Source organism: uncultured Campylobacter sp. (assembly GCF_938045595.1).
Classification (GTDB): Bacteria; Campylobacterota; Campylobacteria; order Campylobacterales; family Campylobacteraceae; genus Campylobacter_B.
Window position 1 is genome coordinate 1 of the sequence record NZ_CALIBB010000048.1, and the last position, 19,910, is coordinate 19,910.

A 19,910-nucleotide genomic window follows, 5' to 3' on the forward strand; every position below is an offset into this window, starting at 1 on the left:
ATTTTAAAAAACGCGTTCGCTAAAAGGCTAAAACTACTAGGACTTAAGAGTTAAGAAAGCAGGTTCGGCTCGGTGCGAAACAGAATTGTGATTATACAAGAGCGATGCTTAAAGGGGGCTGAATAAAAAAGATTTTAAACTAAATAAATTTTATGTTCGGAGTGCCCTACTACTTCGCCGACGATAGCGCTACTAGCGTAGCCTGCGTTTTTTAAATTTACAAGCGCTCGCGCCGCGTCCTTTTCCGCTACGGCAAGCAGAAGTCCGCCGCTGGTTTGTGCGTCGCAAAGCGTTATGTCCGGCTCGGAATCGACGCCCGGTGCGATAAATTTTAAATTCTTATAGCTTCCGGCGGGGATCAGCCCCTCATCAAGGCATCTGAGGGCGCTTTTTAGAAGCGGGATTTTGCTAGGATAAATTTTAAAACTCACGCTCCCGTTTATCATTTCAAGCGCGTGTCCGAGCAGCCCAAAGCCCGTTACGTCCGTTGCGGCATGTATTTTTAAACCCGCTAGCGCGCCCACGGCATAAAAATTTAGCAAAATCATGCTCTCTATCGCGTCACGAAATTCTTCAAATTTAAGAAATTTCGCCTTAATAGCCGTAGCGATAATGCCCGTACCGAGAGGTTTTGTTAGGATCAGTAGGTCGCCTTCGTGCGCTGTATTATTACTCCAAAATTTACGCGGATTCACGCGCCCCGTGACGCTAAGTCCGTAATAAATTTCGGGGGTAGAGATGGTGTGACCGCCCACCAAAACCCCTCCGCACTCTTTGATCTTGTCTTTGCCGCCGCGCAGAATTTCGCGCAGAATTTCATTTGAGAAATGGCAATCGTCAAAACCCACGATATTTAGGGCATTTATCACTTCGCCGCCCATCGCAAATACGTCGCTTAGGGAGTTTGCCGCCGCGATCTGTCCGAAGATAAACGGATCGTCCACCAAAGGGGTGATAAAATCGAGTGTCTGCACGAGCGCAAGATCGTCGCTTATGCGAAATACGCTCGCATCTTCATTGCTGCAGATGGATGAAAGCAGGCTCGCATTAGGCTCGATTAAATTTCCAAGATTTTCGGTTAGACCCGCCGGGTCAAGCTTGGCGGCTCAACCGGCGGCTGCAATAAATTTTGTGAGGTTAAAATCTCTGTAAATCATAGCTTGATTGCTTCGTATTTTGATAGGACGTCCATGATTTCGTATGCATTTGAAATCTCGCCGATCGCGAGCTTATCGACCAGTTTGTAGCCCTCTAGACAGCTTCCGCAGCTTAAAATTTCAGCTCCCGCTTCGTTTAGCTTTTTAATCGCCTCAAAGCATTCGTGGCCGCGGTTGGTGGTTATGCGCACGGCGTTGTTTACGCAGATCACTTTCACTGGCTTTTCGTCTAAGCTTAGCGCTGCGCCTAAAAATTTAGCAAGCAGGCTTTTTCCGATCGGGCCGCTTCCGCACTGCTCCTCGTTTAGGAATATCACCTTGCCTCTTTTTGGCACCGTGATGTCACAATAAATATCGTCGATATTTTCATCTTTCAGCTCGTCCGTTTTTACGGTTTTTATAAGCGTATCGGCGCCCGCTTGTGAAATTTGCGCCTCAAAGCCGTTTTTAGCCAAAAAGCGCTTTATGTTTTCGCGCGGCGCTACGTCGTTTACTAAAATTTCTAAATTCTCTCCGATTTTTAATTCGCCGAGGGCTTTTTTAGTACGTAAAAGCGGCTCCGGGCAATTTAAATTGCGACAATCTAGTTGCATATGTAATCCTTAAAAATAAAATTCTTTGAACCTCAAAGCTAATGCGAGCCGCACGCAAGCAGGCCCGCATAAAATTTACCCAAGTTATAAGCGCGGGTACTTCGCTTCAAATTGCGATTTAGCGATCTGCCCTTTATCGAGCAGCTCGCGATACCAGTAGTGGTGAAGTACGTAAACTTCCTCCTCCGGCTTGTGTCCGTCGATCATCGAGTGAATGGCACCGCTGATCGCAAAGACTGCCATATAGATATGCACAAGCAAAAATACCGCGCAGACCGCACCCAAAAGGTTATGGATAATTGCGCTTGCTCTTAAAATTTCGATCTGGCTCATACCTAGCGCGCTTCTCATCTCAGGGATATTGTAATCTAAGAAAAACATCGATGCGCCCGTGGCTATCATCACTATGCCGCCTAAAGTCGCGACCCAAAACCACGCTTTTTGGCCGGCGTTAAATTTACCCGCGGGAATCGTGCGCTTCTTTTTGCTTAGATAACCGCCCACGATCATCATCCATCTGATATCGTAAGCTCGCGGTAGCATACGCCAAAACCATGTCACTAGCATAGGCATAACGGCGATCGCAAAGGCTATCGTAGCTAGTCCGTGAGCGTTTTTACAAAATCTCACGAAAGCGCCACCGCCGAATTCTTCGCCAAACATCATAATTAAGCCGGTAGGAACCAAGATCGCCCATGCGACGGCCGCTACAAGATGGTATAGTCGCTCAAATTTATTAAATGCATAGATCGGCTTGCCCGCGTGATGATCGAAGTGCTTCGGTCCTATGATCGCGTAGTGCCCAATAAAAGCTATGATTACGCCCAAAACCGCACCCAGCGCCAACCAAGCAAAAAAGCCCGAGCTTTGCAGATGTCCTTGAAATTGCAGAAAAATCGGACCGAAGCCATTGCCGTAGCTATCGATGTTTTCAAGCCTTGCATTGCCCCAAACATCGCTATTTCCCTGCACGATATCGGCATATTTTTTCTCTTCGGCCTGCGCATAAATACAGGCGAAAAGCGCGAGAAACAATCTTTTCATGGATTTCCTTAGATATAAAATTCGGACCGATTATATCATTTTTTGCAAAAAATTTTCTTACAAAGCAAAATTACATTTTTGCATTAAGTGCGGCGCTAGTTTCGCCGCGCATATTCGTCGTAGCCGAATTTTTTGATTGCCAAAACCTCTCCGCGCTCGTCCGCTAAGACGAGATCAGGCAGCTTGATGCCGTTAAAAGTCGTGTTTTTTACGATCGTGTAGTGGATCTGATCCTCGAAAATCACCCGATCGCCGATGTTTAGCGGCGCGTCAAATTTATACTCGGGCTGCCCGCTCTCAAGCCCAACGATGTCGCCTGCGAGGCAGGTATTGCCACCGAAGCGATAGCTAAATTTACCGCTCTCGCTCTCGCCGCGTACCGCAGGACGATACGGCATCAGCACGGTATCGGGCATATGAGCTTCAGCGGAAGCGTCTAAAATAGCGATTTTAGCGCCATTTTCTACTATATCAAGCACGCTAGCGACCAAATACCCGCACTCCCAGCCGACCGCCTCGCCCGGCTCGAGATAAATTTCGACTCCATATTTCTCGCGAAATTTTTTAATCAAATCTATCAGCAGCTCCACGTCGTAACCTGCGCGCGTGATATGATGACCGCCGCCGAAATTTAGCCACTTTAGGGCTCTAAAATACTTGTCGAATTTCGCCTCGAAAACCTCGAGCACCCGCTCTAGGCTCTGAGCACTCTCTTCGCACAGCGCGTGAAAGTGTAGCCCAGAGATGCCGCGCAAAAACTCGCCGTCTTGCAAGATCGCCCGCTGTAGCGCTTCAAGGCTCATCCCGAGCCTGCTAAAGCTACCGCACGGATTGTAAGCGTCTTTGGGCGCGAAGGAGGTCTGCGGATTTATCCGCAAGCCGCACGATGCTCCCGCAGCAAGCGCCTTTGCGCGATATTTTTGCCACTGCGCGGCGCTATTGAACACGACGTGGTTTGAAATTTCTAAAATTTCATCCAAATCGTCCTCTTTGAACGCGGGCGAGTATGTGTGGATTTCGCCGTTTTTAATAAATTCCGCGGCGAATTTCGCCTCATGTAGGCCGCTGCAAGTAGCGCCCCAGAGGTATTTGCCAACGTAGGGCATCGCGAAGCTAAACGCAAAGCCTTTTAGCGCGCACAGAATTTTTGCTCCGCTTCGCTCGCCTACGCCGCGTAAAATTTCTAAATTTTTTACCAGTTTTTGCTCCTCGCATACGTAAGCGGGAGTCGAAATTTCATCGATTTTCATCGTTTTTCCTCATTAAATTTTTACGCAATTATATAAAATTTTATGAATTTTTGGTTAAAATAGCCCAATCTTTAAAAAAGGATAAAAATGGTAGAGGTAGAATTTTTAGGGCCGATCGGGCGCGAGCCCCTGCGCCTAAACGCAAACTCCTTGCAGGAGGTAAAAGCGGAGCTGCAAAAGGACGAAAGTCTGCGGGAGTGGCTCGCAAACTGCGCCGTAGCGGTAAACGATAAAATGATTTATGATGCGAATTTCGCGCTCAAATCCGGCGATCGCGTGAGCCTTCTGCCTCCCGTTTGCGGCGGCTAAGCTTAGGAGGCGGCGATGAACGAGGCTAAATTTAATCCGGAAATTTTAAGCGGGATCAAGCCTGAAATTTATGAGGGTAGCTTGAACGTGAACGCGATTTTATCGCGCTGGTACGCTAAATTTAAGGACGTAAATTGCGGCGCGTTTATCACCTTCGTAGGCATCGTGCGCGAAGAGGGCGGCATCTGCGCGCTGAGCTTCGATATATACGAGCCGATTTTGCGGACTTGGTTTGAAGCGTGGCAGCAAAAGGCCGCGGCACAGGGCGCATTCGTGCTTTTTGCACATTCAAAAGGCGATGTGCCGATCCACGAAAGCTCCTACGTCGCAGGCATCGTAAGCCCGCAGCGCAAGGTCGCTCTGGCGCTAATAAACGAGTTTGTGGAGGATTTCAAGGCGGCCGCGCCAATCTGGAAATACGACGTAAAGGGCGGCAAAATCGAGGGCGGCAAAGTAGTAGGCGGGAAGAGGTTCTACGCGGCGGATCGCTCGCAGAAAGTAAAAGGCGCAGGGCTTTTGAGCTAAATTTAAAAGCACGCGCTGTTTTAGCCCCACAGGTTTGCTTCAATTCAATTAAATTTAATCAAAACGGCTATTACACCAACAATCAAAATTCCGCGTAGAGATACTGCAGAATTTCAAAATAAAGATTTTGTGTAAATTTAGCGGCTGAGGCTAAATTTAAAGCTCAAAATTTCAATCCAACTCCGTGCCCGCGCTCCGATAAGCATGGCAAGCGAGAACTAAAATTTCAAGTCTAAATTTATAGCAAATTTAATCAATCCAGTCGATGTGCTGCACAGCAAATAAAATGGCGCTATAATCGTCTTGTAAACCCGCGCAGCATAAAATAAAATTTAAACCCAATTTCGCGCGCCGTATCCGTGAGCACAAATGAAACGCAGTGCGATGAAATTTTAAAATTTCATCGCAAATATAACCATCTCTGCTAAGCGGCGACTAAAATTTAAACACGTCCTTAGCTTCAGCGATGCGCTCGCCAAGGTTCGTAGCGGTATCTTCGCCACTTGCTGCGCACCTAAAGATCGGCTCAAGCACCTCAGCAAAAAAGCCGTTTAGCCCCTCTTGCATGATCTGCGCATTGTTTTGATAGCGCGCTAGCCCCATAAATATGCCATGTCCGATCGTGCCGAGGCCCTTTGCCTCATCGGCAATAAATTTATTCAGCACCTTGCAAACCGCAACGACCGCGCTTGCGTTTACGATCTCGCGATCCCTTAAATAATCCTCAAGCGCGCCGTAATCGCACTCGCATCTGATCCATCTAAACGCCTTCGCAATCGACGGCGAAACACATTTGTGCTCATTTAGAGTGCATAGGACGTATAAATTTTTAGGCACCGCGAAATATGAGCGGCCATCCTTTAAAACGACGCTAGCGCGCGCTTTTTCGCCCTCTTCAAAGCCGTCGATTACATGGGAGTTTTTCGTGCGGATCAGCGAAAGCTCGTCTTCCTCGTCGTAGCGACGATCTAAAAGCACCGCAGCCTCGCCTAAAATTTTATCCAAGCTCGCGGCACTTACATTGTCGATCAGAAAATAATACTCGCCCTTCGGATCGTTTAGCGCCTCTTTGCAAAGCACCTTAAACTCGCCGTCGATGAAGCTTTCGCCGTAAAATCCGTCTATAAAATCGCGGTATTCGAATCCTTCGTGCAGGCAAACGTAGCGGAAATTTTTCGCCGCAAGCTTCTTTTCGGTGATCAAAGATCGTAATCTGCGGGTCTTGCCGGTGCCGATCGCGCCGTAAAATATCGTATTTTTTGCGACCTCTTCACTTTTGTAGTTTTTGACGTATTCAAAAAATAGCGAGGAGTACACGATCCTAGCCGCACCCACGACATCCTGAGGATACGGGGTAAATTCCGCGATAAATCGCGAACTTAACTCGTAGAAGTCTTCGAAAATTTCAACCTTTTCGTCGTAGAGCAAGGATAAAATTTGCGCGGTTTCATCGCGATAAACGAGCGTCGGAAACTCATCGTTGCACTGCGCAAATATGCTAGCTAGCAGATAGAGCTTTTCGCGCGAAATTTGCGCAAAATCGCCGCCCTCGGCAAGTCCTAAATTTAGCATCCCGTCATCGCTTAGGTAGCTATCGATCAGATAGAAATTATCGGCATTTATCGCGGATTTTAAAAATTCCATCAGCACGAAGGGCTGATTATGCAGCGCGACGTCGAAAAAATCGATCGCCAAAGCGCTGTCCACCGCCGTAAGAAGTCTGTAAAGCTCGTCGTAGAAATTGACTAGCTTTTGTTTAAAAATATCGCGCGCGGTGCGCTCCTGCGAATAGCTATTGAAATTTTTGACGATATTTTCGATAAAAACATAAAGCGAGACGATGTTTTTATCCTCGCCGCTAAGCACGCTATCTACGCTTTTTACGGCATTTTTAGGAAACAGCTCCTTTTTGCCGACGATACGGTCTTTGAAAGCGAAATCATAATAAAACGCGCTGATATTGGGATCAAAAAACTGATCCATAAAGAAATACTCGGCGTGCGCAAACTTCTCGCCCAAAGATAAAATTTTGCAGCTTCTAAGATTGCCGTCGCTGAGATTTATATATAAAGTTTGCAAAAACTCGCTCTCGGTCTCATCAAAGCTTACGAGGCAGCGCTTGATCTCGCCTAAATACTTTGAAATCGCGGTTTGTTTTTTAAGCCAGAATTGGTTTTTGTTGTGATTTTTCCAGCTGGCGACCAGCGACTCTATCTTTTCCTTGCTAAAATCTTGCATGACTCATCCTTGAAAGATTAAAATTGTGTATTGTACTTGAATTTAAATAAATAATTAATAAAACTCTGATCTTGCGACGGAGCGCGAAAGCAAATTTTATTAAATTTACGCGCCCGGGGGCGGTAGGAAATTTTAAAATTTACTGCGCGCTAGATCTATCCGCGACCCTGCACCAGCGGGACGAATTCGCAGGCGCCAAGCTCCTCTTCTTTGATCTCGCTTGGCGAAATTTTATTAAATCTAACGATCTTTTGCGAGCCGCCTCTATTCATCGGAGCAACCAAAATTCCGCCGATTGCCAGCTGCGCAAACAGCCGCTCATCGATCCGCTCGGCGCACGCGGAGAGCAATATCCTATCGAAAGGGGCGAAATTTTTCCACCCCGCGTTGCCGTCGTCGTGACGCAGGCTGATGTTTGAAATCCCAAGATTCACAAAGTGCCTTTTTGCCTCGCCCACCAGCCGCTCGACGCGCTCTACGGCAAATACGCGGTGAACCATCCTGCTTAAAATCGCCGCTTGATAGCCACTACCGCAGCCGATCTCTAAAATTTTCTCGACCTTCGGATCCACGCTTAGCGCCATCGTCATGCGCGCGACCGTCAGCGGCGAGCTGATCCATTGACTGGCCAAAATGGGCTGCGCGTTAAGGCTGAAAGCGTGCGCGCCCAGCGGAGCAAATTCGCTTCTAGCGACGCTGCAAAACGCCTCAAAAAGCGCAGGATTTAAACTCACCTGCTCGGCGATGTCGTTCGCCATCTTTTCGCAGCGAAGCCGCTCTAGCGAGACCATGGCGCGCTCCCGCCTGGCCAGGCGTTAAATTTAAAGCCGCGAGAGCTTTCGTTTTGTTTAAATTCGAGGCCGATAAAATTTTTAAAAGTGCCGTCCAAGCGCCGGCGCTGCGATGCGGCGGAGCAAAATTTCAAACTGCAAAATCCGCTAAAAATCATCGAAACTCAAACTTCCTTTGCTGTAGTTCGTGACTTTGCTCTCGAAAAAATTGCTCTTTTGATCGTTAAATTTAGAAAAATCATCGACCCATTTTATCGGGTGTTTCGCGCCGTATCGCTTCTCAAGTCCGATGGCAAGCAGGCGCTGATCGACCAGGTAGTGGATGTATTCTTCGATGATGTCGTCCGTAAAGCCCATGATTTGATTATCCGTGATGTATTTGCCCCAATCGATCTCTAAGTTTCCCGCCGTCTCGAACATCTCGTAAATTTTATCCACGTTGCGTTTATTAAACAGATCGGCACGCTCCTTGCGAACGGAATTTATCATGTTTTGAAAGAGTAGCAGATGCGTGATCTCGTCGCGCTGTATGAAGCGGATCATCTGCGCGCTGCCTAGCATCTTGCCCGCGCGAGCAAGCGCATAGATCGACGTAAAGCCGCTGTAGAAGTAGATACCCTCTAAAATTTGATTCGCCACCATCGCTAGCAGCAGCTTATCGTCGCTAACCTCGCCCGCAAGCTCCTCATAGACGCTTGAGATGTAGTCGTTTTTCCTGCGAAGCATATCGTCGTGTTTCTCCATCTCGTAAATCAGATCGGTGTTTTCACAGATCGCCTCGACCATGACGGCGTAGGATTTGCTGTGGTTGGCCTCCTCGTAGGCTTGGCGAGCGAGCACGGCGTTGATCTCCGGAGCCGTGATGTAGGGGTTGATATTATCGGCGAGATTGTTGGTCTGAAAGCTATCCATCGATATCAGCTGGCTCCACACGAGATCGTACATCCGCTTCTCGGCGCTTGTGAGATTGAAGTTATAATCGCGCACGTCGTCGGTGGTATCGACCTCTTTGGGAAACCAGGTGTTGGCCTCCATCAGATCCCAAAGTTTCAGCGCCCATTGATATTTCGCCTTGGTAAAATTTAAAATTCCCTGCGGATTGCCGCCGAAGACCTTGCGATCGGTAAGCGTCTCGTCGGAGAAGGGGTTGTAGATTTTTTTCCTATCCATTTTTTGCCTTTTTAAAAATTTAGGGCGTATTGTAACGAAAAAAATCTTATCGAAGGCTTTGCAGGTGAAATTTAAAGGCGTGAAATTTCGCCCGTAAAATTTGCGCGGAATTTTATAAGGCGCGCACAGCTCAGCCGCAGCGTACGGCGGAATTCCGTAGCCAGCCGAGTGAGGCGAAATTTTATGCTAGCTGAACGGTCGAAATTTCGAGATGGAATTTCACGGCAAAGCTTTATGATAAAATTTTATGACGGAGCTTTGAAAAGAAATTTTAAAGGTGGAACTACGGTGCGATTTCGTTTATTTGCTTCGTGCTAATGCCTGCGGCAAACGGCGAAGTAAAATTTTATCGAGGCACAATATACGCCGGGCAATGCGCGCTATAAAAATTTCATCGCGTTCATCGCGACAAGATGCGCGCGACAGCGCAAATTTAATCAAAATTTCGAAGTTCGATCTTTAGATCGGTACGGATTTTGCTCGGATCAAAGCTTGCAAGCGGCGCGTTTAAATTGCCGAAATTATCGCCGGTGGGTAGAAAGTTTTGCAGATAATAGACGCCACGGTAGCCCTCGCTCCATAAAATTTGCGCCATCTGCTCGATCTTTGCTTCGTTTAAAAAATCGGCATGCACGGTCGTTCGCACCTCAAATTTAAAATTTTGCCGCAGCAAAAGCCTAAGAGTTTGCAGAAATTTATCGTATAGGCTTGACTTTGTAATGAGCTCAAAATCCTGCCGCGGCGCCTTAAAATCAAGCGCGATATAATCGATCAGCCCTAAGTTTAGCGCCTCTTCGATCTTTTGCGGATTTGAGCCGTTGGTATCAACCTTGAGCAAAAAGCCGCGCCGCTTAACTTCGTGTGCCAGCGGGATAAAATCGCTCGCACAGGTGCATTCGCCGCCGCTAAATACGATGCCCTGAAGCTTGCCCGCGCGCGCATCCAAAAAGCGCAGAAACTCTTCGTTTGAAATTTTACCCCGTGAAGTAACGATTTGTGGGTTGTAGCAGTAATTGCAGCGCATATTGCAGCCGCAAAACCACGCGATCGCGGCGATGTGATCGGCAAAATCAAGCATCGTAAACGGCGTGATCTCGTAAATCTGCGCGTTACGCAGGTTTAAGGCTTGCGGCGGCTTCGTATGCGTTTGTTGCATTTGGCCGGTAGCGGCGACTAGGCGATCTGCTTTTTGTCTTTTTTCTCTTCAAAAAAGACGCGCTCTTTGTGTTCGCCCTTCTTTCCGATATTAAAGCTCTCTACTGGGCGCAAATAGCCCATCACTCTTGTGTAAACGACGCATTTTGTGCGTTTTGCTTCTAACTCTTTTGGAAATTCCATTCTCCATCCTTTCATTAAGATTAAAATTTAAATCGCTATTTAGGCGCCCTTGCTCTGCTTGGCCTTGTATTCCGCAAGCAGCTCCTCGTCGCATTTCGGGCAGTATTCATGCTCGCCGCTGATGTAGCCGTGCTTATGACATACGCTGAAAATCGGCGTGATCGTGATATAAGGAAGCTTGTAGTTTTGCACTACGCTTTTTACGAGCTGTTTGCATGCCTGAGCCGAGCTTATGCGCTCCTTCATATACAGATGCAACACCGTGCCACCGGTATAGGAGCTTTGCAGCTCGTCCTGCATCGCCAGAGCTTCGAACGGATCGCTTCCGAAATTTGCCGGAAGCTGCGTCGAATTGGTGTAGTATATATTTTTATCAAATCCCGCTTGGATGATATCTGCGTAGCGCTTCTTATCCTCTTTGGCAAAGCGATACGTAGTTCCCTCGGCAGGCGTGGCTTCGAGATTGTATAGATTGCCCGTGCGCTCCTGAAACGAGCGGATCTTCTCGCGCAGATACTCAACCATCTTAAGGGCAAATTTACGCCCGAATTCCGTCGTAATATCCTCTTTATTTCCGCTGAAATTTCGGATCATCTCGTTTGCGCCGTTGATGCCGATAGTGCTAAAATGGTTGTTAAAGCCCGGCAGATAGCGCTTCGTGTATGGATACAAGCCGCGCTCAAACATCTCGGTAACGAATTTTCGCTTCTTCTCAAGCGTCGATTTTGCAAGCTCTAAAAGCTCGTCCAGCCTCGCATAAAGCGCCTCTTCGTTGTTTTTATACAGATAGCCTAGTCGGGCTAAATTTATCGTTACGACGCCGATACTTCCCGTCATCTCCGCGCTTCCGAAAAGTCCTCCGCCGCGCTTTAGAAGCTCGCGCAGATCGAGCTGCAAGCGGCAGCACATCGAGCGTACGGCGCCAGGCTTATACGCCTTTGGATTGGGTACGCGCTCGCCCTTTTCGTTCGTGATATATTGCGAGCCGATAAAATTTTGAAAATAGCTTGAGCCTACCTTGGCGGTGTTTTCAAATACCGCATCGGCTGCAGGAGTATCCCAATCAAACTCCTCCGTTAAATTTACCGTAGGGATCGGGAAAGTAAACGGCTGACCGCACTTATCGCCCGTCGTTAAAACCTCGTAAAACGCGATCACGATGCGGTTCATCTCAGGCTCGAAATCGCCGTAAGTCATCGCTTCAAGCGAGTCCTTGCCGCGCCTTTTAGCCTCTGCCAAAAGCTCCTCGTCGCGTAAATTTTTAAACAGATGCTCGTTGTTGTGCGTAGGAATCTGCGTTTTTAGATCATCCGGGCAGGTCATATCGATGGTGACGTTGGTAAACGGGCTCTGCCCCCAGCGCGCCGGGACATTTAGGTTGAACACGAAGCTCGTGATCGCCTTTTTGACCTCATCGTCGCTTAATTTATCGCGGAAAACGTATGGCGCCAGATACGTATCAAAGCTACTAAACGCCTGTGCGCCCGCCCATTCGCTTTGTAAAATTCCAAGGAAATTCGCCATCTGATACAGCGCTTCGCGGAAATGCTTCGGCGCCTTGCTCTCGACTCTGCCGCGCACGCCGTTAAAACCCTCGTTTAGAAGCACGCGCAAGCTCCAGCCCGCGCAATACGCCGTAAGGCAGTCCAGATCGTGGATATGATAGTCGCCGTTTCGGTGCGCCGCGCCCTCCTCGCGAGAGTAAATTTTATCTAGCCAGTAGTTTGCGATGACCTTGCCGGCGGTATTATTGATAAGGCCTGCGTTTGAGTAGCTGGTATTGGAATTTGCTAAAATTCGCCAATCCTGCTTGCTGATATATTCATTGACCGTCTGGGTGCAGTTGATGTAGGTCGTATCCTCCTCAAGCCCCAAAATGTGCTCGCGCTGCATCTTGTGCGTGTGGCGGTAGATCATGAAGCTTTTCAAAACGGCGAAATCGCCCGCTTCGAAGAGCTTTTTCTCGATGAGATCCTGAATATCTTCGACGCTTAATTTATCTTTAAAAACGATCGCGCTCATTACATTATTAAAGACTTTTTCGTCAAATTCGGTACCGACGCTTTTGTAGGCTTTTTTGATAGCATCTTTTATTTTGTAGGATTGAAATTCTTGAAAACTTCCGTCTCTTTTAATGATTCTCTTCATAATAACCCCGCGAATTTTCTGAATAAATTGGCAGAAAGTATATCAAGGAATCTTTAACTCAAAATTAAAGGAACGAGCGGAATATCCGTTACAAATTTTGCTTATAAAAAACGAAATTTAACCAAATCTCGCTATAATCGCGGAGTTTATTTTATAAAATTTGGAAATGCTATGAAAAATTTTAAAATAAGTTTTTTCGTGATCTTGCTGTGTGCCTTTTTAGCGGGCTGCGCTGCGATTAAAGGTTCCAAAAGTACTGATAATTCGGTGCTTGCCGGAGGCATAGATCATACTGGATATCCAAACGCGTACCTAGAGCGCATCGCGGGCGAAAGCATCGCTGATCTGCTCTCAAAGCGTATCGTCGGTAAGAAAGGCGGTAGATTCAGCGTCGTCGGCATCGAGCCACTGGACGGGACAAACGCACACGGCGTGGATGCGGAATTTTTAAGCAAAAAAATTAGAATTTCATTGCTGCATTCAGGCAAAGCAGTCGTCACCGACGCCCCAAGTAAAGATGAACTCGTATTTAGCAACGATGGTGTAAGCCGTGGCTATCACGCCGTAGAAAGCGGCTCGATCTACGCACCGGATTACATCTTGGTAGGTAAAATTTTACCGCAAAGCCCCGCTGCGACAAACGATGGTAAGGCAGGATCTAAAAAATCAAAAAGCTTAAATTCTGCAGCTAAAAATTCTACCGCGCAAGCAAGCGAAAGCCTACTTTTAGAGCTTTCGATGATAGATACTCGCAACAACAAAAGCGTGTGGAAGTATAAAAAAGCGCTTCAAAAGCAAATTTAAGGAATTTTTCGCTAAACTCACGATTCATTTTTTTGAAAGGCGGTGAGGAAAGTGCCTGGAGTAAAGGTATATCCGAACGAATCATTTGACGAAGCCTACAGACGCTTTAAGAAGCAAACCGATCGTAACCTAGTCGTTACCGAGGTTCGCGCGAGACGATTTTTTGAGCCGATGACGGAAGTCCGCAAAAAGCAAAAAATTTCAGCTCGCAAAAAGATGCTTAAACGTCTTTACACGCTACGTCGCTACGAGTCCCGTTTGTAGCAGTTTGCGCGGATTTGCGGATTTTAAATTTGCAGATCTGCGCGAAATTTTATCTCATATCTTTTTAAATTTACAGCCCGCTTAAAATTTTACCCGCCCCGTCAGCGCCGAAATTCCGATCTAAATTTTAAAATTTACCTCTTAAATTTACCCGCCTTTGTGCGGCACTTGCCTTGTACCACGCCTGCGAGCCGCTAAATTTTGAAATTTATTTTTACCTATTCGTTTTTTAGATATACTTCTACATAAATTTCAAGGAGCAACCATGGACTTAAACGACTACCTTCACACTCAAGGCCAGCAGCCCTCAAACCCTCAAGAAAAAGAAGTAGCACTCATCAAATACACCTTCATCGCAGCCTGCGCCTTAAAAGCTATAGCCGAACTGGTGCTATTGCTATTAGGAATTTACGGCGGATTGGGAGTGCTACTAAGCGCAGCGGCATTCGTGCTTTTTATCTTTAGCATTTATAATATCTCTAAGCTTACCGCAAGCCGCAGCCTTTTGCGCAACGCAGCCATTGCCTTTGCGGCAATATTTATAGGCGTATTGTTATTTATATTTCTAGCGGGCGGCATCATCGCTCAAATACTACTTGCATTGGGATTCATCGCATCGTTTCTGTTTTTTTATAGATTTTATCAGGAGCTTGCCGATACTAGCGGAGTTGCGATATTTTCATATTGCTTTATCGCGCTTGTACTTGCAGCTATTGCAAATGCGTTTTTGGCGCGTTTTTCGCTGCCTGCTACGGTGCTGCTCAGCTTAGCGGCTCTTGCGCTTAACGCTTTTGCTATATTCAGCGTAGAGGGTTTTTCTCGTTCGTATTATTCTTATGATCTTAGAGGCAAGAGATAAATTTTGATTGCTTGATCGGTTGCAGAAAGACCGACAGAGAGCTAAATTTTTAAAATTTAAAATCAAGGAGCAAGCCGTGGTCTATTTCAAACACATATTTCTCGCGCTGTTTTGCGGGGCGCTGTTTTGCGGCGTAATTTACGGCGAAAATTCAAATAAAATTTCAAAGCAAAATTCTAAATCTGACTTCATCTGGGGCGTTACGATCGACGACGGCTGGTACGAGGACGCGCAAGACGCCTCGGGCGCGAAGCTGCAGAGCATCGTGCGCGCCCTGCAAGCCCTACCCGCAAAACCCACTGTACGCGTCGTGATGTCAAAAGAAATTAGCCCGCGCGAGTACGAGCCCCTTTTTAGGCGACTTAGCGAGGTTTCGTACGTGATGGCCTGCCCTGTGGACTCCTACGAGATGAGCTCGTACAAAAGCGTGAAAAGCTACGAAAAGAGGTTCGCGGACGCCTTCGCCGCGCTCGCGCCCTACGTCGCGATCTGGGAGATCGGCAACGAAATAAACGGCGAGGGCTGGCTGGGGGATGATGCGAATTTTATTGCCGCTAAGATGATCGCAGCTTTCGAGCTCATCCACAAAAAAGGCGCCAAAACGGCGCTTACGGCGTATTATACGCCGAGCGGAGCACAGAAGACACAGATGCGCGAGTGGCTGCGAAAATTCGTGCCGCAAGATATGAAAGATGGGCTGGATTATCTTTTCGTAAGCTACTACGAGGACGACAACGAGGGCTTTGCGCCTGATTGGAGCGAAATTTTTACCGATCTACAAAGCGCCTTTCCCGCTTCAAAGCTCGGCATCGGCGAGTGCGGAAACACGGCGTCGGACGCTACGCAAGCGAGCAAAAAGGCGATGATGAGGCGGTATTATACGATGCCGCGCTACGTGAAAAACTACGTGGGCGGGTATTTTTGGTGGTATTTCGTGCAAGACTGCGTAAGCGGGGCGGGATCTGGCGCCTCAAACAGCAGAAATCGCAGCGCGCACGACAAAGCGGAGGCCGCGGACGAGCTGCTAAAAAGTCTTAGCGAAGCAATAGGCGAAGCGTACAGATAATGCGCGGAGGATTTCAAATTTAAAGCAAAATTTTATGCTTTTTAGGTGCAACGAGGTAAAATTTGGACATGAAAACTTTTATAAAAATTTTAAAAATTACCGCCTTGGTCGTGAGCGTTGCATGCGTGCTTTTTGTGCTGTATATATTTGTGATTTTAAATTTGCTTTTTTCATCCGATACGCCCGAGGGTTGCGATCCTAGTATGCCCACTAGCGCTTGCGATTATATCGATGAAAAATTTGAAAAAGAGCTGCAAAATTTGCCCCCGGTCGCCGCTCTGCCGCCATTAGACAAAAGACCCGTATTTTGGCTAGGCGAGAAAAAATTCGCAGGAGGTGCGAAGTTTGATTATCTATACATTAAGGACGATTTTGGGGTCTGGCTTAGGTATGGGGGCAGCGATAGCGACGACTTTTTGCTACAAAAAGATATGCCAGAGCGCTACTATGGATACGACGAGATCGATCGTTCGCCGGATTTAGATTGAGTGAAAAGAGAGCTTGGATATTACAGATATGGTATCTACGATATTTCGCTTTTTGAAAACGAAGCCAAGATATTTTCTCAAACGGCGTATAAGGTCGTGAGGAAATTTATCGGCTTCTTTAATCTACACTCTATGAGGGGCACCTCTTTTGCGGCTCCACAAGGCACCGAGGAAAATTTAAATGCTATAAGTGAGCTTCAAACTCCGCTTGCGGATTTTCCGCAAAAGCAGAACTACTCTGCGCTTGGTTGGGCTGATAAACCAGAAGCCAGAGGTTATGTCGGAGATGAAATAGCCAAAAAGCTCGCTCGCAATATCTTTGAGATTAAAGGCGAGGGATGGCGGCAGACCATACGTATAAACAGCAGCGCCAAGGATATCAAGGTTATCTGCGGAGATGAAATTTGCCTCGCGCTTGCCTTCGATGAAAGCGAATTTAATCGCTGCGATAACGATACGCCTCATACGGCAATTTATACGCTAAATTTAAAGCAAAAATTTAGCAATTTTCATATGCTTACTAGTAGTAATTTTAACTACGTCAAGCTCGGCGATAAGTATACTTTAGACGATGTGGAATCCTTTAAAATAGTTTTATCGAGATTCAGATATATCAAGGGGTATAACAAAGATCGCGAGATCACGGACTACGAGGTTATCTTGCGAAATAGCGAAGGCGAGCAGGTTAATGAAATCTGCAGAAACGAAATTAAGAGGGCTCGTAGCCGCTTGCGATAAATCTAAGATAGCACTGCAGGATTTGACACATAAGGTCGTGATTTCGGCGCGCTTTAATTTAGCTTTTAAAATTTACGCGAGAATTTTAAAATTCTAAGCTTCAAGCTTTAAAATTTGCCCGCGGAGCTTTTAAAATTTATCGCACGGCTTAGGTTTATTTTATCCGCGCCAAGACAGCGAAATTTTTAGGGCGTCGCGATAACTAGGCGCAAGACAGCGAAATTTCACAAAGCTGCGGCGAACAAGATGTGCAGAGAATGCACGCAAATTTCAAATTTATCTGGATTTTGCCAGCCTGCCCGACGCCGAGCACAATTATTTAGCTACAATCCCTCTCGCTCGCTTTACTTTTCGCTCGTCTTACGATTTACTCGTCTTATAATTCCTGTTTGATATTGCACTTTGCGAAACTACTTGCTGCCGCCCTTTCGCAAAACTGCACGGCATGTGGGATTGTGCCCATCGCTCGCAGATTTTGCAGCACATGCGCGCGATAAAATTCCGTAGCGCAGGCACTTTCAATAAATTTTGATTTAAAAGCGCAAACATAGAGGCGATTTAAATTTAAAGCTCACGTGCTCCACGGCTAGCCTGCAAGCGCTCTGCCCGCGAGCAGCCCAGCGTAGCAAAAAAGCATACAGGCGCATACGCTTAAGACCGCGTTTAGCACACCGATAGCAAATTCTCGCGCCAGCAATAATTGCAGCGTATCGTAGCTGAACGTAGAAAATGTCGTAAAGCCGCCCAGCGCGCCTGCGACAAAAAATATCCGCACGCTCTGCGTTAAATTTAGTGCGAGCAAAAACCCTATCAGCAGGCTTCCCAGCGCATTCACGCAAAAAGTAGCGATCGGAAACGCACTCCAAAATCCGGCGCGATCCATTGCGCGCGCGATCGCTCCACTTAGGCCTACTCGCGCCATCGCACCTACACAGCCGCCTAGCCCTGCTAAAATCAAGTTCGTCAATCCAAGTCCTTTTAAAATTTGTAAATTTTATTTCGCCATCTAGCCTCCATAGGACGAAAGATGTGCGACTTCGCTATTTTAACGCGATTAGTTAAAATTCCGTTTTTAAAATTTACTCGCGCTTTTTGAAATTTCGTTTTAAAATTTACTCGCGCGATGAAACGCAACGTTTTACGTGGTGCCGCAAGATGGAGACCAAACGCGCGCAGTGCAAGAGGACGGCAAAGCAAAAAACTACGAGACGCAAAAGGGCGGCGTAGCAAAACAGCGCGAATGCTTAAACCGCGCTTGTAGCAAAACCGAGGCAAGGCAAAACTATAGCGCGGCAATCACTGCAGCGCTACTGTAGCACCTTTTTTAGCGCCAGCGCAAATAGCACGACATAAAGGACGAGCAGCCATTTTTTCTGCGTTTCGCGCCTTGCGTGGTGAGCTTGAGAGGTGCCGAAATACACGCCCAAAAGCCCGCCCACGGCTAGCAGCGCGCCGCGTTCGTAATCTACATGGCCGTTGTACGAAAGGCTCAAAAGCGCGCTAAATGAGCCGAAAACGATGAAAAATAGCCCCATGCAGACCGCTCTTTTGATATCGACGCCCAAAAATCCGACCAAAATCGGCGTCAGAAATACCGCGCCGCCCACGCCCATGCTAAGCGCGATCGCGCCGATAGCAAAGCCGATAAAAAACAGCACCGCGCCGTGGGGATCGGCGTTGCCGCCGCTTGTTACGTTCGTGCTAAAGAGTTTGAGAAATGAGATCGCAAGCGTCAGCAAAAGACCGATCTCAAGCACGATTTCTGGCGAGTATTTTACGATGAAGCCCGATATGCTCGCGCCGCACAGCCCTCCGAGCCCCACTGCGATGCCGCTATCTAGGCGAAGCTTGCCCGCGCGGTAGTTCAGATATGAGCCAAAAAGCGAGATGATGAACATTTGCATCACCGAGATGCCCGCGGCGGTCTTGACGTCGTAGCCTAGAGCCATCATCACGGGCATTACGACCGTGCCACCACCGATACCGAAAAAGCCCGATATGAAGCCCACGACAATGCCGATAAAGGGGAGTTCTAGCATTTTTGATCCTTAAAATTTGAAGCGAATTTTATAGCTTTAAAATTTAAAGCTTGTTAAATTTGCGGAATTTTGGATTTAGGGGCGGGAAATTTGCGGGATTTTGAGGCGGGGAAATTTTAATAGTGGGATTTCGGTTTGAAATTTTATGTGTGGGATTTGTGAAATTTGGAAAATTACGGGATTTTAAAGCTTGAAATTTTGGCTCAAAATTTTATCGCAACGGAACGCAAGCCATAATTTCGGCTTAAAATTTTATACGGAGTTAGCCCGATCTGCATTTGTTTGTGTTGCGGCTTCGAAGTATAAATTTTTTAGATCATAATTCTGCGCCTATACCGCGGCGGTTTAGCATAAATTTGGATTAAAATTTTACGTTTAGATCGCGGGCGCAGTATTTTTGCCGGATTAAATTTTCGACAGGGTTCTATCGCGGCGAAATTTTATACGGCGAAATTCCGCAAAGTAAAATTTTAGATAAAATTTCTACAGCAGATTGCAAGTAAAATTCCTTTCGCATAAAGTTACGTTTCCATACACGATTGCACGCGCGACGCATCCTCCTTCGTGAAAATTCTTTTTGTGCGGAGGACGACAGCGAAATTTCCGCGCTTTGTATTCTAAAAATCGCCGCAAAATCGGTGCAAAATCAAGACAAGATCGCCGTAAAATTTTATACGGAGCGAGCAGACGCAAAGAGTTTAAATTTTACTCTGAAAAATCTTGCGGTAAAATTTCGCCGCCAAAAGCTCGTCCAAAGCCGTTCAAAGCCCGCTAAAAAAGAGGTAAAAGACCAAAAAGCCGCCGCCGCAAAATCCTCACGCCAAAATTTTGCCCGCAAATTTCTCCCGGTAAAATCACTTTGGATATGAGGCGGGACTTGAACTCGCGGCAAATTTTACGGGCTAAATTTTACGCAAAAATCCGCATTAGACCTGCAAAATTATAGTAAATTTCTCCAGACGGAATTTCTTTATGCTTATGAAATTTCCAGCACGATCTCCTTTTTTAACCCGATCTGTTTGATCTCGAGCACAGAAGCGCCGCCCAAACGCAGCGCAAGCACCTCCGCCTCGCTGCAAGCGCCTGCTA

The 19,910-nt window shown here is 47.0% G+C and carries 19 protein-coding genes and 1 pseudogene; 9 read left to right on the forward strand and 11 right to left on the reverse strand.

Annotated elements, in window-relative coordinates; genetic code table 11:
* Positions 1-134 precede the first annotated feature (134 nt).
* From selD to nspC, 4 genes are all read right to left on the reverse strand, one after another.
* Positions 135-1,154, reverse strand: a complete 1,020-nt coding sequence (gene selD, locus Q0340_RS01910) for a selenide, water dikinase SelD (RefSeq protein WP_298081949.1) — start codon at positions 1,152-1,154, stop codon at positions 135-137.
* Positions 1,154-1,750: a sulfurtransferase-like selenium metabolism protein YedF gene (gene yedF, locus Q0340_RS01915; protein WP_298081934.1), complete on the reverse strand. Its 597-nt coding sequence runs from the start codon at positions 1,748-1,750 to the stop codon at positions 1,154-1,156. The genes selD and yedF overlap by 1 nt, the downstream gene beginning before the upstream one ends.
* Before the next feature lie 84 nt (positions 1,751-1,834).
* Positions 1,835-2,794, reverse strand: coding sequence for a formate dehydrogenase subunit gamma (locus Q0340_RS01920; protein WP_298081935.1), 960 nt, complete (start codon positions 2,792-2,794; stop codon positions 1,835-1,837).
* Between the two features lie 95 nt (positions 2,795-2,889).
* Complete coding sequence (gene nspC, locus Q0340_RS01925) at positions 2,890-4,044, reverse strand: carboxynorspermidine decarboxylase (protein WP_298081936.1); 1,155 nt, start codon at positions 4,042-4,044, stop codon at positions 2,890-2,892.
* Between the two features lie 87 nt (positions 4,045-4,131).
* Between nspC and Q0340_RS01930 the strand changes: the two genes are divergently transcribed.
* Together Q0340_RS01930 and Q0340_RS01935 are read left to right on the forward strand one after the other, a co-directional pair.
* Positions 4,132-4,353, forward strand: coding sequence for a MoaD/ThiS family protein (locus tag Q0340_RS01930; RefSeq protein WP_297917628.1), 222 nt, complete (start codon positions 4,132-4,134; stop codon positions 4,351-4,353).
* Between the two features lie 15 nt (positions 4,354-4,368).
* Entirely contained in the window at positions 4,369-4,878 is a 510-nt protein-coding gene (locus tag Q0340_RS01935; protein WP_298081937.1) for a molybdenum cofactor biosynthesis protein MoaE, read from the forward strand.
* Positions 4,879-5,313: 435 nt separating this feature from the next.
* Here the strand turns inward: Q0340_RS01935 and Q0340_RS01940 are convergent, their stop codons facing one another.
* The 5 genes and pseudogenes from Q0340_RS01940 to Q0340_RS01960 form a co-directional block, all read right to left on the reverse strand.
* Positions 5,314-7,116, reverse strand: a complete 1,803-nt coding sequence (locus tag Q0340_RS01940) for a hypothetical protein (RefSeq protein WP_298081938.1) — start codon at positions 7,114-7,116, stop codon at positions 5,314-5,316.
* 155 nt (positions 7,117-7,271) lie between these two features.
* Positions 7,272-7,907 carry a protein-L-isoaspartate(D-aspartate) O-methyltransferase gene (locus Q0340_RS01945; RefSeq protein WP_298081939.1) on the reverse strand — a complete coding sequence of 212 codons (636 nt, stop codon included), beginning with the start codon at positions 7,905-7,907 and terminating at the stop codon, positions 7,272-7,274.
* Positions 7,908-8,054: 147 nt separating this feature from the next.
* Positions 8,055-9,077 carry a ribonucleotide-diphosphate reductase subunit beta gene (locus Q0340_RS01950; protein WP_177387058.1) on the reverse strand — a complete coding sequence of 341 codons (1,023 nt, stop codon included), beginning with the start codon at positions 9,075-9,077 and terminating at the stop codon, positions 8,055-8,057.
* A 433-nt stretch (positions 9,078-9,510) separates the two neighbouring features.
* Entirely contained in the window at positions 9,511-10,233 is a 723-nt protein-coding gene (locus tag Q0340_RS01955; protein ID WP_298081940.1) for an anaerobic ribonucleoside-triphosphate reductase activating protein, read from the reverse strand.
* A 17-nt stretch (positions 10,234-10,250) separates the two neighbouring features.
* Positions 10,251-12,563, reverse strand: a pseudogene (locus tag Q0340_RS01960) (ribonucleoside triphosphate reductase).
* A gap of 171 nt (positions 12,564-12,734) precedes the next feature.
* Between Q0340_RS01960 and Q0340_RS01965 the strand changes: the two are divergent.
* The 6 genes from Q0340_RS01965 (at position 12,735) to Q0340_RS01990 (ending at position 16,782) form a co-directional block, all read left to right on the forward strand.
* Positions 12,735-13,367, forward strand: coding sequence for a hypothetical protein (locus tag Q0340_RS01965; protein WP_298081941.1), 633 nt, complete (start codon positions 12,735-12,737; stop codon positions 13,365-13,367).
* A gap of 51 nt (positions 13,368-13,418) precedes the next feature.
* The gene (gene rpsU / locus Q0340_RS01970; protein ID WP_005869392.1) at positions 13,419-13,631 is read left to right on the forward strand and encodes a 30S ribosomal protein S21; all 213 of its coding nucleotides are present in this window, start codon (positions 13,419-13,421) and stop codon (positions 13,629-13,631) included.
* A gap of 265 nt (positions 13,632-13,896) precedes the next feature.
* The gene (locus Q0340_RS01975; protein ID WP_298081942.1) at positions 13,897-14,490 is read left to right on the forward strand and encodes a hypothetical protein; all 594 of its coding nucleotides are present in this window, start codon (positions 13,897-13,899) and stop codon (positions 14,488-14,490) included.
* Positions 14,491-14,566: 76 nt separating this feature from the next.
* Positions 14,567-15,556: a hypothetical protein gene (locus Q0340_RS01980; protein ID WP_298081943.1), complete on the forward strand. Its 990-nt coding sequence runs from the start codon at positions 14,567-14,569 to the stop codon at positions 15,554-15,556.
* Between the two features lie 68 nt (positions 15,557-15,624).
* Positions 15,625-16,044 (forward strand): hypothetical protein, encoded by a 420-nt coding sequence (locus Q0340_RS01985; RefSeq protein WP_298081944.1) that lies wholly within the window; start codon positions 15,625-15,627, stop codon positions 16,042-16,044.
* Complete coding sequence (locus Q0340_RS01990; protein ID WP_298081945.1) at positions 16,045-16,782, forward strand: hypothetical protein; 738 nt, start codon at positions 16,045-16,047, stop codon at positions 16,780-16,782.
* Positions 16,783-17,368: 586 nt separating this feature from the next.
* Here Q0340_RS01990 and Q0340_RS01995 read toward each other — a convergent pair.
* Positions 17,369-17,749 (reverse strand): CrcB family protein, encoded by a 381-nt coding sequence (locus Q0340_RS01995; RefSeq protein ID WP_298081946.1) that lies wholly within the window; start codon positions 17,747-17,749, stop codon positions 17,369-17,371.
* A gap of 208 nt (positions 17,750-17,957) precedes the next feature.
* Between Q0340_RS01995 and Q0340_RS02000 the strand changes: the two genes are divergently transcribed.
* A complete protein-coding gene (locus Q0340_RS02000) occupies positions 17,958-18,098 on the forward strand; it encodes a hypothetical protein (protein WP_298081947.1) in 141 nt (46 codons plus the stop codon).
* On the opposite strand, the gene Q0340_RS02005 is transcribed toward Q0340_RS02000, so the two are convergent.
* Complete coding sequence (locus Q0340_RS02005; protein WP_298081948.1) at positions 18,090-18,821, reverse strand: sulfite exporter TauE/SafE family protein; 732 nt, start codon at positions 18,819-18,821, stop codon at positions 18,090-18,092. The two genes, Q0340_RS02000 and Q0340_RS02005, sit on opposite strands and share 9 nt — an antisense overlap.
* Positions 18,822-19,910 lie beyond the last annotated feature (1,089 nt).

Bases quoted from the DNA above. Each gene is read 5' to 3' on its own strand.
- yedF (WP_298081934.1), bottom strand. From the start codon at position 1,750: ATGCAACTAGATTGTCGCAATTTAAATTGCCCGGAGCCGCTTTTACGT.
- Q0340_RS01920 (WP_298081935.1), bottom strand. From the start codon at position 2,794: ATGAAAAGATTGTTTCTCGCGCTTTTCGCCTGTATTTATGCGCAGGCC.
- nspC (WP_298081936.1), bottom strand. From the start codon at position 4,044: ATGAAAATCGATGAAATTTCGACTCCCGCTTACGTATGCGAGGAGCAA.
- Q0340_RS01930 (WP_297917628.1), top strand. From the start codon at position 4,132: ATGGTAGAGGTAGAATTTTTAGGGCCGATCGGGCGCGAGCCCCTGCGC.
- Q0340_RS01935 (WP_298081937.1), top strand. From the start codon at position 4,369: ATGAACGAGGCTAAATTTAATCCGGAAATTTTAAGCGGGATCAAGCCT.
- Q0340_RS01940 (WP_298081938.1), bottom strand. From the start codon at position 7,116: ATGCAAGATTTTAGCAAGGAAAAGATAGAGTCGCTGGTCGCCAGCTGG.
- Q0340_RS01945 (WP_298081939.1), bottom strand. From the start codon at position 7,907: ATGGTCTCGCTAGAGCGGCTTCGCTGCGAAAAGATGGCGAACGACATC.
- Q0340_RS01950 (WP_177387058.1), bottom strand. From the start codon at position 9,077: ATGGATAGGAAAAAAATCTACAACCCCTTCTCCGACGAGACGCTTACC.
- Q0340_RS01955 (WP_298081940.1), bottom strand. From the start codon at position 10,233: ATGCAACAAACGCATACGAAGCCGCCGCAAGCCTTAAACCTGCGTAAC.
- Q0340_RS01965 (WP_298081941.1), top strand. From the start codon at position 12,735: ATGAAAAATTTTAAAATAAGTTTTTTCGTGATCTTGCTGTGTGCCTTT.
- Q0340_RS01975 (WP_298081942.1), top strand. From the start codon at position 13,897: ATGGACTTAAACGACTACCTTCACACTCAAGGCCAGCAGCCCTCAAAC.
- Q0340_RS01985 (WP_298081944.1), top strand. From the start codon at position 15,625: ATGAAAACTTTTATAAAAATTTTAAAAATTACCGCCTTGGTCGTGAGC.
- Q0340_RS02005 (WP_298081948.1), bottom strand. From the start codon at position 18,821: ATGCTAGAACTCCCCTTTATCGGCATTGTCGTGGGCTTCATATCGGGC.